Raw genomic sequence first — 16,248 nt, forward strand, 5'->3', positions numbered from 1 at the left:
GAGAGCCAGTCATGATTATCCAAAGCAAGGGGCTTAGCGCCCTGAAAATCTGTTTAGTGGCCATGATGCTGGCCATGCTGACGGCCTGCAGTGCCGGCGGCGGCAGCGGCGATGACGGCAGCGGTGGCGGCGATCCCAGCCCGGTGCTGGACGCCGACGGTGACGGTATTGCCGACAACCTCGACAATTGTGCCAGCGTAGCCAACCCCGACCAATCCGATGCCGATGGGGATGGCCTTGGGGACCTCTGTGATGACGATGTTGACGGCGACGATGTCGATAATGACGCCGACAACTGCCCGGCCCTTGCCAACCCGGATCAGGCGGACGCCGACGGCGACGGCCTGGGGGATGCCTGCGATAACGACATCGACGGTGATGACATTGCCAACAGTGTCGATAACTGCCCCTTGGTGGCTAACCCGGATCAGGCCGACGGCGACGGCGACGGCATTGGTGACGCCTGTGACGGCGGCGATGATACCGACGCCGATGGTGTAGGCGATGGCAACGACAACTGCCCCAATGTTGAAAACCCTGATCAAATTGACAGCGACGGTGACGGCATAGGCGATGCCTGCGACACCGACGATGACAATGACACTGTGCTCGACAGCGTCGATAACTGCCCCTTGACTGCCAATACCGACCAGCTTGACAGCGACGGCGATGGCCAGGGTGATGCCTGCGATACCGATGACGACGACGACGGCCTGGCTGACGGCAGCGACAACTGCCCCACTGTGGCCAACCCCGATCAAACCGATACGGACGGTGATGGCATAGGTGATGCCTGTGACAACGACACCGATTCCGACGGTGACGGTATCGGTGACGGCGTTGATAACTGCCCGGCGGTGACCAACCCCGGCCAGCTCGACACCGATGGCGATGGTTTGGGGGATGCCTGTGACGGTGACGACGATGGCGACGGTATCGACGATGCCAGCGACAACTGCCCACTGGCAGCCAATGCCAGCCAGCTCGATACAGACGGCGATGGCTTGGGTGATGTGTGCGACAACGACGACGATGGCGACGGCTTCGACGATGGTGCCGACAACTGCCCGCTGGTGGCCAACCCTGACCAGGCCGACACCGATGGTGATGGCATAGGTGACGCCTGTGATGCCAACACCGACAGCGACGGTGACGGCATCGATGATGGCAGCGACAACTGCCCCTTGGTAGCCAACCCCACCCAAGGGGACACCGACGGTGACGGCTTGGGGGATGCCTGCGACAGCGACGACGACGGTGACGGCGTTGACGATGGCGCCGATAACTGTCCTATCAACTCCAACGCCGACCAAGCCGACAATGACGGTGATGGCCAAGGGGATGTTTGTGATACCGACGATGACAACGACACCGTGCTGGACGGCGCCGATAACTGCCCGTTGGTGGCCAATACCGGCCAGACCGACACCGATGGCGATGGCCAGGGCGACGCTTGTGATGCCGACGACGACAACGACGGTGTGAACGACGGTACCGACAACTGTCCCCTCAATGCCAACCCGGCCCAGACCGACACCGACGGCGATGGTGTAGGTGATGCCTGTAGCACTGACGACGACGGCGACGGTGTGGATGATGGCGCCGACAACTGCCCGCTGGTGGCCAACCCTGGTCAGGAGGATGCCGACAGTGATGGCATAGGTGATGCTTGCGATGCCAATACCGACAGTGATGGTGATGGCGTTGACGACAGCACCGACAACTGTCCTGCGGTGGCCAACCCCGGCCAGCAAGACCAGGATGCCGACAGCATCGGGGATGCCTGTGACAACGACCTGGACGGCGATGGCATCGATAACGGTGTCGATAACTGCCCGACCGTGACCAACGCCAGCCAACTGGATTTGGACGGCGATGGCCTGGGGGATTTGTGTGACAGTGATGATGACGGCGACGGCGTCCAGGACGTGCTGGATAACTGCCCCCTGACGGCCAACAGCAGCCAGACCGACAGTGACGGCGACGGCCTGGGCGATGCCTGTGACGGCGATGACGACAATGACGGCGTGCTAGACGGTGCCGACAACTGTCCCCTGGTGGTTAACCCCGGCCAGTTGGACAGCGACAGCGACGGCCTGGGCAATGCCTGTGACACCGATGACGATAACGACGGCGTGGCCGACCTTATCGACAATTGCCCCCTGACGGCCAACGCTTCGCAGTTGGATACCGACGCTGATGGCCAGGGCGATGCCTGCGACAACGATGACGACGGTGACGGTATTGCCGACGGTTCCGATAACTGTCCGCTGATCGCCAACCCCGGCCAGGGGGATCAGGACGGTGATAGTCTCGGGGACGCCTGCGACCCCTTCACCGACAGCGACGGTGATGGTGTTGCCGACGACAGTGATAACTGCCCGCTGATCGCCAACCCCGGCCAGGATGACGCCGACTCTGACGGTGTCGGGGACGCCTGTGATTTCAACAGCGACTTCGACGGCGACGGCTTGGATGACGGCGTGGACAACTGCCCCGCCGACTTCAACCCCGCGCAGGTAGACAACGACGGCGACGGTACCGGTGATGTCTGCGACAACGACGACGACAACGACGGTATTGCCGACGGTGCCGATAACTGCCCGTTGGTGGCCAACAACAGTCAGCTTGATACCGACGGAGACGGCTTGGGCGACGCCTGTGACCCCCTGACCGACAGCGACGGTGACGGGGTAGCCGACAGTGCCGACAACTGCCCTGCGTTAGCCAACCCCGGCCAAGCGGATCTGGACAGCGACGGCCTGGGCGATGCCTGTGACGGTGACGACGACGGTGACGGTGTCGCCGATGTCAGCGACAACTGTCCTGTTACCCCCAACCCCGATCAGCTCGATACCGATGCTGATGGCCTGGGGGATCCCTGCGACAGTGACGACGATGGCGACGGCGTGGCCGACGGACTGGACAATTGTCCCCTGACCGCCAACCCAACCCAGTTGGACACCGATGCAGACGACATAGGCGACGCCTGTGACAATGACGACGACGGAGATGGCGTGGCCGACCTGGCAGACAACTGCCCGCTGGTGGCCAACCCCGCCCAACTCGACACCGATGGAGACGGGACCGGTAACGCCTGCGACAGCGATGACGATGGTGACGGTACCCCGGACGCCACCGACAACTGTCCGCTCATTGCCAACCCAGGCCAGGAGGACGCTGACAGCGACGGCATAGGTGATGCCTGTGATGCCAACACCGACAGTGACGGTGACGGTATCGATGATGGCTCAGACAACTGCCCCTTGGTGGCCAATGCCGGCCAGTCGGATCTCGACAGTGACGGCATAGGGGATGCCTGCGACACCGACGCTGACGGTGACGGTATCGACGATGGCATCGACAACTGCCCGCTGGTTGCCAACGCCGATCAAACCGATACCGATGCCGATGGTGCAGGTGATGCCTGTGACAGTGACGATGACGGCGATGGTGTCGCCGACGGTGCTGACAACTGCCCCTTGGTGTTCAACGCCGACCAGCTCGACAGCGACGGTGATGGGGTAGGGGACGCCTGTGATACCGATGATGACGGTGATGGTGTGACGGACAGCCTCGATAACTGCCCCTTGGTAGCCAACCCGGACCAGGCCGACTTGGATGGTGATGGCCAGGGCAACCTTTGTGACAGCGACGATGATGGCGACGGTGTTGCCGACGCCTCAGACAACTGCCCCCTGCAGTTCAACATCGACCAGTTGGACAACGACGGTGACGGCCTCGGGGATGCCTGTGACAGCGACGACGACAACGACGGCGTGCTGGACGGTGTCGACAACTGCCCCTTCATCTCCAACCCCAGCCAGGTGGATGTGGACTTCGACGGCCTTGGAGACGCCTGTGACTCCTTGAACGACCAGGATGGGGACGGTATCGATGATGCCACCGACAACTGCCCTCTGGTGGCCAACCCCAGCCAGGCTGACCTGGATGGTGACGGCATTGGCGATATCTGCGATACCGACGACGACAACGACGGTGTGCTGGACGGTGTCGACAACTGTCCTACTGTGGCCAATGCCGACCAGGCCGACCAGGATCTGGATGGCATTGGGGATGCCTGTGACGCTGTCGCCAACATCGAATGCGGCACCGGCAAGCTGTTTGAACCCATAGTGGGGGCCAACGTGGTGGACGATGATGGCCTGCGCGGCGTGCTCTGCGTCGGTTGCGGTGTCACCAGTCCGGCCAACTTTGTCGACAGCAACATCGACAATGCTGCCCGGATGAGTACCCCGGTGGCCGTTGCCGCCTCGGTATGGGCCAGCGCCGAGGACACAGCCAATACCTACACCGGCGCCAAGCGGGTGGCGGTGATGGTGTCGTCCCCCAATGGTCTGCTGGACCTGAGCCTGCTGACCAATATCGGGCTGCGTACCTACCTCAACGGCGTTGAGCAGGAGCGCAGCACCAACGGCGGCCTGCTGGGGTTGCAGCTGCTGGGTCTGCTCAATGACAACACCCGCCAGTTGGTGATGTTCGAAACCACCCTCGACTTTGACGAGGTGGAGATCAACAAGGCGGCGGTAGTGGGTGCCCTGGATGTGCTGGATATCTACGCTGTCTGCGTAGCACCTCCGGCCAGCTGACAGCTCCCTTACTGGTTAAAAGCCCCTCCCTGGAGGGGCTTTTCTATACTTAAGGGCCACCACTTCAAGGAGGAAGTGCGATGAAAACTCTTCTGCTGTTGGCTTTTCTAGCCGCTACCGCCCAGGCTCACCCCGTTATCCGTGACCACAAAAGCCTGCATCAGGACTGCCGGCACATTGCCCGGCAGGTCAAAGCCATCGAGAAAAAGCAGGCCTCCAAGGCCTATAGCAAGCTTGAAAAGCAGCTGCGCCAGCAACTGCAAAAGTGGGAGAAGGCCTGGCATAAGCAAGGTTGCCCGCGAAGTGGCCCCAAGACCTTGTCCAAGGGCTGAGGCTTCTTTAGGATCCGGCACTCACCACAGGAGTGCCCATGGCCGTCAGCTTATCTCAATACCAAACCCTGCTTGACCCTATCCAAGCCTTCCTGGGCTGTGCCACCCCGGACAGCTGGCTGACCGAAGCGGCCAAGCCGCAGAACCTAGCGCTGCTGCTTATCGATCATTGCAACTGCGAGCTCAAGGCAGCCCAGACGGCGGTCTGGCTTATTCGCCGCTATGCGGTGGATAACGACGCCGGCAAAGCGCTGCTGGCCTGGGTCAAACCCTATGAGGACCTGGTCTATCGCAAGGTTCAAGGGGAGCTGGGAGGCGCCAAAAACGCCCTTATCGGCGAGCTGGCGGCCAAGAAGGGCTTTGCCCATGGCGCCGATATCCTCGACAAGATGGTGCGCCTTATCAAAGAAGAGCTGCACCACTTCGAGCAGGTGCTGGAGCTGATGGCGGCCAAAGGGGTGCCCTACGACAGCCTGAGCGCGGCCCGCTATGCCAAGGGCCTTATCGGGGCGGTGCGGGACCATGAACCCTGGACTTTGGTGGACAAGCTGATTGTCGGCGCCTTTATCGAGGCCCGCTCCTGCGAGCGTTTTGCCCGGCTGGCCCCCTTGCTGGACGAGGACATAGGCCGCTTTTACGTGTCCTTGCTGCGCTCTGAGGCGCGCCACTACCAGGACTACCTGACCCTGGCCCGCCAGGTGGCCGGCACCGATATCGATGACCGGGTCGCCTTTTTCCGGGAACTTGAAGCCGAGCTTATCCAAAGCCCGGATCCGCAGTTTCGTTTTCACAGCGGCGCCCCGGTGACGGCATAAAAAAAGCGCCTTCAGGCGCTTTTTTCAAAGGGGCGGCATTCCAGCCTGATGTCCTCTTCGGTTACCACCAGCACCGAGCCTTGCTCGTACCAGTCCCCCAGCACAATGCGCTCCCCCAGCCGTTGCTGGTGGCGGTTGGGCCTGTGGGTGTGGCCATGGATCAGCAGTCCCACCTGGTGGCGGGCCATGACCTTATCTACCTCGGCTGGGGTGACGTCCATAATGGCATCGCTTTTCATAGCGTTGCTCGCCTGGCTTTTGGCGCGGGCCTTACGGGCGATACGCCGGCGCAGCCACAGCGGCAACAGCTGCATGCGCCATTGCCAGAAGCGGCCGCGGCTTTTTCTGCGAAAGGCCTGGTAGCCCAGGTCCAGGGTGCAGAGGCTGTCGCCGTGGAGGATAAGGGCAGGGGTGCCGTAGAGATCGACCACCGCTTCTTCTGGCAGCAGGGTCAGGCCGGCAGCCTTGGCAAAGCGCTTGCCAATCAGAAAGTCGCGGTTGCCGTGGATAAAGAACTGGGCCACGCCCCGCTCGGCATTGGCCTTGAACAGGGCTGCCACGGCCTGGTTAAAGGGGCTGGTATCGTCGTCCCCTATCCAGGCTTCAAAAAGGTCCCCCAGTACATACAACCGGTCGGCCTTGGGGGCTTCTTGTTCCATAAAGCGGCGAAACGCCCCGAAGATGTCGGGGCGTTCCGGGCTCAGGTGCAAGTCGGCGATGAACAGGATCACGCCAGCTCGGCACGCTCGATAAGCACGTCTTCCAGGGGCACGTCCTGGTGGAAGCCGTGGGAACCGGTGGCCACGCCTTTGATTTTCTCAACCACGTCCAGGCCTTCGACCACTTCACCGAATACGCAGTAGCCGTAGCCTTGGCTGGTGGCGGACTGGAAGTTCAGGAAGTCGTTGTCCTTGACGTTGATAAAGAACTGGGCGGTGGCGGAGTGTGGGTCCGGGGTACGGGCCATGGCGATGGTGCCTTTCTTGTTGGCCAGGCCGTTGTCCGCTTCGTTCTTGATGGGGGCTCGGGCGGATTTTTGCTTCATGCCCGGCTCAAAACCACCGCCTTGGATCATAAAGCCGTCAATCACCCGGTGAAAAACGGTGTTGTCGTAAAAGCCATCTTTGACGTATTGCTCGAAGTTGGCCACGGTTTCCGGGGCCTTTTCGGCGTTCAACTCGATTTTGATGGGGCCGAAATTGGTGTGCAAAATAACCATGAATACTGTCCTCTTGGCTTGTCGGGGCGCATTCTACCTAATTTGCCGGTGACGCAACCAGCCACTCGCAATACAATGTGGCCATTGTCCGACATAACCAATGGTTGTCATGCTGAAAGTCTTCAACACCTTAAGCCGCGAAAAAGAAACCTTTCAACCTCTTGTCCCCGGTAAGGTGTCCCTCTATGTCTGTGGTATCACTATCTATGATCTGATGCACATTGGCCATGCCCGCACCTATGTGGCTTTCGATGTCATCAACCGCTACCTGCGCCACAAGGGCTATGACGTCACTTATGTGCGCAACATCACCGACGTAGACGACAAGATTATCAAGCGTGCCAACGAAAACGGCGAGAGCTGCGAAGCCCTGACCGAACGCTTTGCCACCCTGATGCGCGAAGACTTTGCCGCTCTCAACACCTTGCCCCCGGACATCGAACCCAAGGTTACCACCCATATGGATGACATCATCCAGATGGTCAAAGCCCTGGTCGACCGTGGCCATGCCTACCAGGCTGACAATGGCGACGTATTGTTCGAGGTCAAATCCTTTGAGCAGTACGGCCAGTTGTCCCGCCAGGATCTCGACGCCCTGCAAGCCGGGGCCCGGGTCGACGTGGAAGACGCCAAGCGCGATCCCCTGGACTTTGTGCTGTGGAAGCAGGCCAAGCCCGGCGAACCCAAGTGGGCTTCCCCCTGGGGCGAAGGCCGCCCGGGCTGGCACATCGAGTGTTCGGCCATGTCGTCCCGCCACCTGGGGCCGGTGTTTGACATCCATGGCGGTGGTTCGGATCTGACTTTCCCCCACCATGAGAACGAGATTGCCCAAAGCTGCTGCGCCAGCGGCCAGCAGTTTGCCCGCTACTGGCTCCATTCCGGCATGGTGCAGGTCAACAAGGAAAAGATGTCCAAGTCCCTGGGCAACTTCTTCACGGTCCGCGACGTGCTCAAGGTGTTCGACGCCGAAACGGTGCGCTATTTCCTGCTGACCAGCCATTATCGCAGCCAGCTCAATTACTCCGAAGACAACCTCAACCAGGCCAAGGCGGCCCTGGAGCGGCTCTACACGGCCCTTAAAGGGGTCAGCGCCGAGGCTGAACTGGCCGGCGACTGGGCGGCCCGCTTCGATGCCGCCATGGACGATGACTTCAACACCCCCGAAGCCCTGGTAGTGCTGTTCGAGCTGGCCCGGGAGCTGAACAAGGCCAAGCAGGAGGGCAGGGCGGATGTGGCGTCCCTGGCCGCTACCCTCAAGCACCTGGGGGGCCTGCTGGGGGTCGTGCAGCAGGCTCCGGAGGCCTTCTTGCAGGGGGGTGATGAGGACCTGGACGTGGCCCATATTGAAGGCCTTATTGCCAAGCGCAACCAGGCCCGCCAAGACCGGGATTGGGCCGCCGCCGACGCCGCCCGTGACGCCCTGACCGCCCTTGGGGTGGTGTTGGAAGACGGCCCCCAGGGCACCAGCTGGCGAAAAGCCTGATGCGACAAAAAAGCCCGGCCATGCCGGGCTTTTTTGTCAGCCAAAGAGCGCCTGGGCCTTGGCAAAACCGAAGCTGTGCTTCTCCATCAAGGGCCAGCGGCCCTGGCCAAGGCTTTGGGCCGCCATGGCATCCACCAGCCCCAGTACCGCCAACATGGGCCCAAGGCCCAGGCTGACCCGGGTCACCCCCAAGGCAAACCAGTCATTGGCATTAGCCCCTGGCAGGGCCATCAGGTTGACCGGCAGGGGACTGGCGCTGACCAGGGCTTTTATGTCATCGGCGCTGCTCATGCCCGGTACAAACAGCATGTCGGCCCCGGCCTGCTGGTAGGCCCTGGCCCGGTGCAGGGTTTCTTCCAGGGCATTGTCGACGCCCAGCAGGTAGCTGTCGGTGCGGGCGTTGATAAAGAGCGCCAGGCCAAAATCCTCCGCCACCGCCCTTGCCAGGGCAATGCGCTTACACTGGCTGGCAAGGTCCAAAAGCCCGCTACCTGGCAGGCTGTCTTCGAGGTTGATGGCAACGGCGCCGGCCTCCAGCACCCCCAGTACCGTTTCCGCCAGGTCTTCATAGCCGCTTTCAATGTCGACGCTAAGGGGCAGGGAGGTCCTGGCGATAATGGCCGCCAGGGGTGCCAGCAGCTGCGCTAAGGTCATCTGCTGGCCGTCCGCCAGGCCCTGGCTGTAGGCCATGGCGGCGCTGCTGGTGCCAAGGGCCAGGTAGCCGTTTTTCTCGAACAGGCGGGCGCTGGCGGCGTCCCAGATGCCGGGCAGCAGCAACTGTTGCTGGTTAAGTTGGCGAAAGCGCCGGGCCAGGGCTTGTTGGATATGAGGTTGCATCCGTTATCTCCTTCATCAATGCCGGTACATGATGAAAAAGCGCGGCGCCCCAGGCTGGCCCTTTTCGGACCTGCATTAAAAAACAGGCCTAGGCCTGTTTTTTGTTTACATGCGGGCGCCGCAGTGGCGGCAGAAGCGGGCGTCCGGTTCATGGCCGCCCCGGCCGCACTCATTACATAGCTTGCTGTAGCGCTGCTTGGCCATTTCGTTGGTGAGGATGCCGGTGGGCACGGCGATAACGGAGTAACCCAGCAGCATCACCACCGAGGCTACCGCCTGACCAAGGGGAGTTTGCGGGCTGATGTCCCCGTAGCCCACCGTGGTCATGGTCACCACAGCCCAGTACATGCTGCGGGGGATGCTGGTAAAGCCGTTCTGGGGGCCTTCGATTAGGTACATCAGGGCGCCGAACACCGTGATAGTCCCCAACAGGGAGGCAAAGAACACGAAGATCTTGGGGCCCGATTGCACTATGGCGCTGATAAGGCGCCGGGAGGCTTCGGAGTACTCCATCAATTTGAGGATCCGAAACACTCGCAATACCCGCAGCACCCTGACGATCAGCAGGGTATTGGCGCCGGGGATGATCAATGCCAGGTAGGTGGGCATAATGGACAGCAAGTCCACCAGGCCGTAAAAACTGAACAGGTATTTGCGCCGGCTCTGGGTGCAGTAGAGGCGGGCCAGGTATTCGAGGGTGAACAGGCCGGTAAAGGCCCATTCGGCAAAGGCCAGTTCCTGCTGCCAGCGCTGGTGTATGCCAGCCACCGAGTCAAGCATCACCGCCAGCACGCTCAGCATGATGGCGACGATCAGGCAAACGTCAAAAGCACGCCCGGCGGGCGTGCTGTAACCGAAGATAACCTCGTTGAGCTTTTCCTTAAGCGTCATGGAACCTTTCGCACGCCTCCAGGGTGTTTTCCATCAGGGTGGCCACCGTCATGGGGCCGACGCCGCCGGGCACCGGGGTGATAAAGCTGGCCCGCTGTGCGGCAGCCTCAAAGCCCACGTCGCCGCGCAGCTTGCCGTCGCTTTGGCGGTTGATACCCACGTCGATAACGATGGCCCCTTCCTTGACCCACTCACCGGGGATGAACTCGGCCTTGCCCACCGCCACCACCAGAATGTCGGCGCGGCGCACATGGGCTTCGAGGTCTTGGGTGAAGCGGTGGCAGGTGGTGGTGGTGCAGCCGGCCAGCAGCAGCTCCAGGGTGGCGGGGCGGCCAACGATGTTGGAGGCGCCCACCACTACGGCATGTTTGCCGTGGGGCTGGTAGTCGATGGATTCGAGGAGGGTGATGATGCCCTTGGGGGTGCAGGGGCGCAGCACCGGAATACGCTGGGCCAGGCGGCCGACGTTGTAGGGGTGGAAACCGTCCACGTCCTTGTCGGGCTGGATACGCTCGAGCACCTTGGTGGCGTCGATACCGGCCGGCAGCGGCAGCTGCACCAGAATACCGTCGATGCTGGGGTCCTGGTTGAGCTGGTCAATCAGGGCCAGCAGCTCGTCTTCGCTGGTGGTGGCGGGCAGGTCAAAAGACTTGGATAAAAAGCCCACTTCTTCACAGGCGCGGCGCTTGGAGCCCACATAGACTTCGGAGGCCGGATCGGAGCCTACCAGCACCACGGCCAGACCGGGTTGGCGTTTTCCCTGGGCAAGGCGCTTGGCAACGGCATTTTTTACTTTCTCGCGAACAGAAGCAGCGACCGCTTTGCCATCGATGATTTGAGCAGACATGCAGCAATAATCCTTCAGGAAATCGTTTGAGTGGGCTTGGGCGGCCATATTGTCGCAAAGAATAGGGGCTTAGGCCATGCTCTCTTGGTGGTTGACCGCCATGGCGCATCTTTGTATGATGCGCCCCGCTTTTCAGGCATTGTTCTGTGCGTCTGAAGGATTTGCGCCCTTAGCTCAGTTGGATAGAGCAACGGCCTTCTAAGCCGTGGGTCACAGGTTCGAATCCTGTAGGGCGCGCCATGAAATTTATGGTGGGCGTAGCTCAGTTGGTAGAGCCCCGGATTGTGATTCCGGTTGTCGTGGGTTCAAGTCCCATCGTCCACCCCATTTCTCCCCCCTTGTGTGTCTTTCCCCCCTGTCCATCGGTTATGCTGGCCTCTGTTGCGTTGCCGGTATCCCCATGGTCTCAATCCGTTTTTTAAGCGCCATTGCGCAAGTGCCGGCTGCCCATTGGGACGCCCTGGCCCAAGACCACCCCTTTGTGCGCCACGGCTTTTTGGCGGCGTTGGAGCAAAGCGGCGCTGTGGGCCGAGGCAGTGGCTGGCAACCCCAGCATCTGGTGCTCTACGAGGGTGACACCCTGCTGGCGGCCATGCCCCTTTATCTGAAACAGCACAGCTTTGGCGAATACGTCTTCGACCAGGGTTGGGCCCAGGCCTATGAGCGCCATGGCCTGTCTTATTACCCCAAGCTAGTAGCCGCCGTGCCCTTTACGCCGGTAACAGGCCCCAGGCTGATGCTGGCCAAAGGGGCAGGGCAGGAGCGGGTGGCCGAGGTGTTTGCGGCCCTTATCAAGCACTGCCAGGCCCTGGGGGCCTCCTCCTGGCACCTGTTGTTCCCCAGCCCCTTACAATTAGCGCAGCTTAAAGATGCCATGCCAGACCTGGCGGCCCGGCAAGGGGTGCAGTTTCACTGGCACAACAAGGGCTATGGGGACTTTTCAGACTTCTTGGCGACCTTCAAGGCCCGCAAGCGAAAAACGGTGACCAAGGAGCGCCAGCAAGCCCAGCAGGGGCTGACCTTTAAGCGCCTGTTGGGGCCTGAGATCAGTGAGGCCCTTTGGCAGCGTTTTTACCTTTTCTACCGGGGCACCTACCTTAAGCGCAGCGGCCATGGCGGCTACCTGCCGGCGTCGTTTTTCCCGCTGCTGGGCCAGGCCCTAGGGGAGCAGCTGCTGATGGTGGGGGCCTTTGCCGGGGAGGAACTGGTGGCGGCTTCGCTGTTTTTCAAAGACGGCCAGTGCCTGTACGGCCGTTATTGGGGCTGCCTGGAGGAAAGGGACGCCCTGCATTTTGAATGCTGTTATTACCAGGGTATCGACTATTGCATCGACCGGGGGCTGGCCCGTTTTGACGCCGGCGCCCAGGGGGAGCACAAGCTTGCCCGTGGCTTTGAACCTGTGGTGACCTGGTCGCTCCATTGGCTTGAAGAGCCGGCCTTTGCCGAGGCCGTAGCGCACTTTGTCCAGGAGGAAGCGCAGATGCTGGCCCAGTACCGCAAGGAAGCGGCGCAACGGCTGCCATTTCATGCAATCTGAGTGGCTTTTTACCGTTGTTGCCGGCCTGTTGCCGCATTATTGACCAGGGCGTCAACCCCTTCCTCGACTCTCCCCAAAACCGCCGCTATAATGGCGCGTCATTCTGTAAGCCTATGCTGGCCGGGCCTTGATTTGCCTGGGCCGCACGAACATCAGGGCAGGGCGAAGACCGTGCCTTACAGTCAAAAAGGCGCTGCACCGGCTGCGCCGATGATCACATTATCGAGGTAAAACGATGCAAGTTTCTGTTGAAACGACAAAAGGCCTGGAGCGCCGTCTGACCATCACTGTGCCGGCTGACACCATTGACAGCGCTGTTGAAGCTGGCCTGCGTGAAGAAGCCAAACGCGCCAAAGTTGACGGTTTCCGCAAGGGCAAGGTGCCGGTCAACATCATCAAAAAGCGTTTCGGCCAGGCCGTACGTGGCGACGTGACCCAACGTGTAGTTGAGCGTCACTTCATCGAAGCCATCGTCAAAGAAAAGCTGAACCCGGCCGGTAGCCCCCGTTTCGCCATCACCAAAGACGAAACCGGCAGCGACTTCGAGTTCACCGCGACTTTCGAAGTTTACCCCGAAGTGGCTCTCAAAGGTCTGGACACTGTTGAAGTGGAAAAGCCCACCGTTGAGATCAAGGACGAAGACCTGGCCAAGATGCTCGAAACCCTGCAAAAGCAGCACGCTAGCTGGGTTGACAGCGACAAGGCCGCCGCTGACGGCGATCGCGTCACCATCGACTTCGTTGGCAGCATCGATGGCGAAGAATTCGAAGGCGGCAAGGCCGAAGGCTTCCAACTGGAGCTGGGCAAAGGCCGCATGATCCCCGGTTTTGAAGACGGCATCCTGGGTAAAAAAGCCGGCGAAGAGCTGGTTGCCGAGGTGACCTTCCCCGAGGACTACCACGCCGAAAACCTCAAAGGCAAAGCTGCCAGCTTCGCCATCAAGGTAGGCAAGGTTGAAGCCCAGGACCTGCCTGAGCTGACCGACGAGTTCGCTACCCGTTTCGGCGTTGCCGAAGGCGGCGTTGAGGCCCTGAAGGCCGAAGTGCTGAAAAACATGGAGCGCGAGCTGAACAACGTGCTGCGCAACAAGGTTAAAGACCAGGTTCTGAACGGCCTGATCAAAGCCAACGACGTTGAGCTGCCCTCCGCCCTGGTTGCCCAGGAAGTGGACAACCTGCGTCGCCAGGCCCTGTCTCGCTTCGGTGGCAACGTCAACGCCAAGAACCTGCCTGAGCTGCCCGCCGAGCTGTTCGAAGAACAAGCCCGCCGCCGCGTACAGGTTGGCCTGCTGCTGGGCGAAGTGATCAAGTCTGAAGAGATCAAAGTTGACGACGCTCGCGTCCAAACCCTGATCGCCAACCAGGCCTCCGCTTACGAAGACCCCGCTGAAGTTATTAAATACTTCAACGAAAGCAAAGAAATGCTGGACCAGATGCGTAACCTGGCCCTGGAAGAGCAAGCCATCGACGCCATCCTGGCCAAAGCCAAGGTGACTGAGAAGGCCGCCGCCTTTGATGAAATCATGAACAACGGCAACTAAGGTCCGTCCTGGTGCGTTGACTTGCTTGAATAAAGCAACGTTATAATGGCTCGAGCAACCCTCGAGCCATTTTCATTTCAGGACATTTAATGAAGCTTATCGCCGAGAACGACCCCATGAACGCCCTGGTGCCTATGGTCATCGAACAGACCGCACGCGGGGAGCGCTCCTTCGACATCTACTCCCGCCTGTTAAAAGAGCGGGTGATCTTCCTGACCGGCCAGGTCGAAGATCATATGGCGAACCTCATAGTGGCGCAGCTGTTGTTCCTGGAAGCCGAGAACCCGGAGAAGGATATCCACCTGTACATCAATTCTCCCGGCGGCTCCGTGACGGCTGGCATGGCCATCTATGACACCATGCAGTTCATCAAGGCTGACGTGAGCACCCTCTGTATCGGCCAGGCCGCGTCCATGGGCGCCTTCCTGCTGGCTGGCGGTGCCAAAGGCAAGCGCCACTGCCTGCCCAATGCCCGGGTGATGATCCACCAGCCTTTGGGCGGCTTCCAGGGCCAGGCCTCGGATATCGAGATCCACGCCCGCGAGATCCTGTTCATCAAGGACCGCCTGAACCGCCTGCTGGCTGACCACACCGGCCAGAGCCTGGAAACCATAGCCCAGGATACCGACCGGGACCGTTTCATGACGGCCGAACAGGCCATGGAGTACGGTTTGGTGGACTCTGTTCTTGCCAACCGTTGAGTGATCCGGCATTTAGGTCGTATCCTACAATAAAGTGAAAGCCGGGCAGGCTTGGGCCTGCACTGCACGAGGTAAGCAATGACTGAAAGCTCTAAAGGCGGTGGCGACGGTAAGCTGTTGTACTGCTCCTTTTGCGGCAAAAGCCAGCACGAGGTCCGCAAGCTGATTGCGGGCCCGTCTGTCTTCATCTGCGATGAGTGCGTTGATTTGTGCAACGACATCATCCGTGAAGAGATAAAGGAAATCGCCCCGCGCCAGGCCAAGGACAGCCTGCCCACGCCAAAAGAAATACGTAATCACCTGGATGATTTCGTCATTGGCCAGGACCATGCCAAGAAAGTACTGGCGGTTGCCGTTTACAACCACTACAAGCGCCTGCGCAATCCCAGCCACGACGACGTGGAACTGGGCAAGAGCAACATCTTGCTGATCGGCCCCACCGGCTCCGGTAAGACGCTGCTGGCCGAGACCCTGGCCCGCCTGCTGGATGTCCCCTTCACCATGGCCGATGCCACCACCCTGACCGAAGCCGGTTATGTGGGCGAGGACGTGGAGAACATCATCCAGAAGCTGCTGCAAAAGTGTGACTACGATATCGACAAGGCCCAGCGCGGCATCGTCTATATCGACGAGATTGACAAGATCTCCCGCAAGTCCGACAACCCCTCCATCACCCGTGACGTGTCCGGTGAAGGGGTGCAGCAGGCCCTGTTGAAGCTGATTGAAGGCACTGTGGCGGCGGTTCCACCCCAGGGCGGACGCAAGCATCCCCAGCAGGAATTCCTGCAGGTGGACACCTCCAAGATCCTCTTTATCTGCGGCGGCGCCTTTGCCGGCCTCGACAAGATTGTCGATGGCCGCACCGCCACCTCCAAAGGCATCGGTTTCGGTGCCGAGGTCAAAGGGGACAAGGACAAGGCGTCCATCTCCGAGCTGTTCCGCAAGGTAGAGCCCGAGGATCTGGTCAAATACGGCCTTATCCCCGAATTCATCGGCCGTCTGCCGGTGGTGGCCACCCTGGACGAGCTGGACGAGTCGGCCCTGGTGCAGATCCTGTCCGAGCCCAAGAACGCCCTGACCAAGCAATACCAGGCCTTGTTCAGCCTGGAAGGGGCCGACCTGGAGTTCCGCGAGGACGCCCTCAAGGCCATCGCCAAGAAGGCCATGGAACGCAAGACCGGTGCCCGTGGCCTGCGTTCCATCGTCGAAGGGGTGCTGCTGGACACCATGTACGAACTGCCCAGCGTCGAGAACGTAGACAAGGTAGTGGTAGACGAAACCGTGATCCGCGGCGAGTCCAAACCCATCCTGATTTACCGCTCGGAAGACAAGGTCGCGTCTTCCAACTAAAAAACGGGGCGAAAGCCCCGTTTTTTTCTTGAAATCCGTCACACCAATCCCCATCTTGAGCCTATCAGCCTCCCCTGGAGATCCGC

At 60.6% G+C, this 16,248-nt stretch carries 13 protein-coding genes and 2 tRNA genes; 10 read left to right on the top strand and 5 right to left on the bottom strand.

Going from position 1 to position 16,248, the window contains the following annotated elements; genetic code table 11:
- Positions 1-11 precede the first annotated feature (11 nt).
- The 3 genes from B3C1_RS05060 (at position 12) to miaE (ending at position 5,757) form a co-directional block, all read left to right on the top strand.
- Complete coding sequence (locus B3C1_RS05060; protein ID WP_008483355.1) at positions 12-4,610, top strand: thrombospondin type 3 repeat-containing protein; 4,599 nt, start codon at positions 12-14, stop codon at positions 4,608-4,610.
- 80 nt (positions 4,611-4,690) lie between these two features.
- Entirely contained in the window at positions 4,691-4,942 is a 252-nt protein-coding gene (locus tag B3C1_RS05065; protein ID WP_008483356.1) for a hypothetical protein, read from the top strand.
- Between the two features lie 38 nt (positions 4,943-4,980).
- Positions 4,981-5,757: a tRNA isopentenyl-2-thiomethyl-A-37 hydroxylase MiaE gene (gene miaE / locus B3C1_RS05070; RefSeq protein WP_008483357.1), complete on the top strand. Its 777-nt coding sequence runs from the start codon at positions 4,981-4,983 to the stop codon at positions 5,755-5,757.
- Positions 5,758-5,768: 11 nt separating this feature from the next.
- On the opposite strand, the gene B3C1_RS05075 is transcribed toward miaE, so the two are convergent.
- On the bottom strand, positions 5,769-6,488 hold the full coding sequence (locus B3C1_RS05075) for a UDP-2,3-diacylglucosamine diphosphatase (protein ID WP_008483358.1): 720 nt from the start codon (positions 6,486-6,488) through the stop codon (positions 5,769-5,771).
- Positions 6,485-6,976: a peptidylprolyl isomerase gene (locus B3C1_RS05080; protein ID WP_008483360.1), complete on the bottom strand. Its 492-nt coding sequence runs from the start codon at positions 6,974-6,976 to the stop codon at positions 6,485-6,487. The genes B3C1_RS05075 and B3C1_RS05080 overlap by 4 nt, the downstream gene beginning before the upstream one ends.
- A 109-nt stretch (positions 6,977-7,085) precedes the next feature.
- Between B3C1_RS05080 and cysS the strand changes: the two genes are divergently transcribed.
- Positions 7,086-8,459, top strand: coding sequence for a cysteine--tRNA ligase (gene cysS, locus B3C1_RS05085; RefSeq protein WP_008483361.1), 1,374 nt, complete (start codon positions 7,086-7,088; stop codon positions 8,457-8,459).
- Positions 8,460-8,495: 36 nt separating this feature from the next.
- Here cysS and B3C1_RS05090 read toward each other — a convergent pair whose 3' ends face one another.
- The 3 genes from B3C1_RS05090 to folD all read right to left on the bottom strand — a co-directional run bounded on the left by B3C1_RS05090 (position 8,496) and on the right by folD (position 11,034).
- Positions 8,496-9,296 carry an isocitrate lyase/PEP mutase family protein gene (locus tag B3C1_RS05090; protein WP_008483362.1) on the bottom strand — a complete coding sequence of 267 codons (801 nt, stop codon included), beginning with the start codon at positions 9,294-9,296 and terminating at the stop codon, positions 8,496-8,498.
- 105 nt (positions 9,297-9,401) lie between these two features.
- A complete protein-coding gene (locus tag B3C1_RS05095; RefSeq protein ID WP_008483363.1) occupies positions 9,402-10,187 on the bottom strand; it encodes an ion transporter in 786 nt (261 codons plus the stop codon).
- Entirely contained in the window at positions 10,177-11,034 is an 858-nt protein-coding gene (folD, locus tag B3C1_RS05100; protein ID WP_008483364.1) for a bifunctional methylenetetrahydrofolate dehydrogenase/methenyltetrahydrofolate cyclohydrolase FolD, read from the bottom strand. The genes B3C1_RS05095 and folD overlap by 11 nt, the downstream gene beginning before the upstream one ends.
- 163 nt (positions 11,035-11,197) lie before the next feature.
- Between folD and B3C1_RS05105 the strand changes: the two genes are divergently transcribed.
- From B3C1_RS05105 to clpX, 6 genes are all read left to right on the top strand, one after another.
- Positions 11,198-11,274: transfer RNA gene (locus tag B3C1_RS05105), tRNA-Arg, on the top strand.
- 11 nt (positions 11,275-11,285) lie between these two features.
- Positions 11,286-11,361, top strand: a tRNA-His gene (locus tag B3C1_RS05110).
- Positions 11,362-11,434: 73 nt separating this feature from the next.
- Entirely contained in the window at positions 11,435-12,571 is a 1,137-nt protein-coding gene (locus B3C1_RS05115; protein WP_008483365.1) for a GNAT family N-acetyltransferase, read from the top strand.
- 235 nt (positions 12,572-12,806) lie between these two features.
- Positions 12,807-14,111 (top strand): trigger factor, encoded by a 1,305-nt coding sequence (tig, locus tag B3C1_RS05120; RefSeq protein ID WP_008483366.1) that lies wholly within the window; start codon positions 12,807-12,809, stop codon positions 14,109-14,111.
- An 89-nt stretch (positions 14,112-14,200) separates the two neighbouring features.
- Entirely contained in the window at positions 14,201-14,812 is a 612-nt protein-coding gene (clpP, locus tag B3C1_RS05125; RefSeq protein WP_008483367.1) for an ATP-dependent Clp endopeptidase proteolytic subunit ClpP, read from the top strand.
- Positions 14,813-14,890: 78 nt separating this feature from the next.
- The gene (clpX, locus tag B3C1_RS05130) at positions 14,891-16,162 is read left to right on the top strand and encodes an ATP-dependent protease ATP-binding subunit ClpX (protein ID WP_008483368.1); all 1,272 of its coding nucleotides are present in this window, start codon (positions 14,891-14,893) and stop codon (positions 16,160-16,162) included.
- Positions 16,163-16,248: the final 86 nt, after the last annotated feature.

Origin of the sequence: Gallaecimonas xiamenensis 3-C-1, from assembly GCF_000299915.1 — a bacterium.
In the GTDB taxonomy this organism is placed as follows: domain Bacteria; phylum Pseudomonadota; class Gammaproteobacteria; order Enterobacterales; family Gallaecimonadaceae; genus Gallaecimonas; species Gallaecimonas xiamenensis.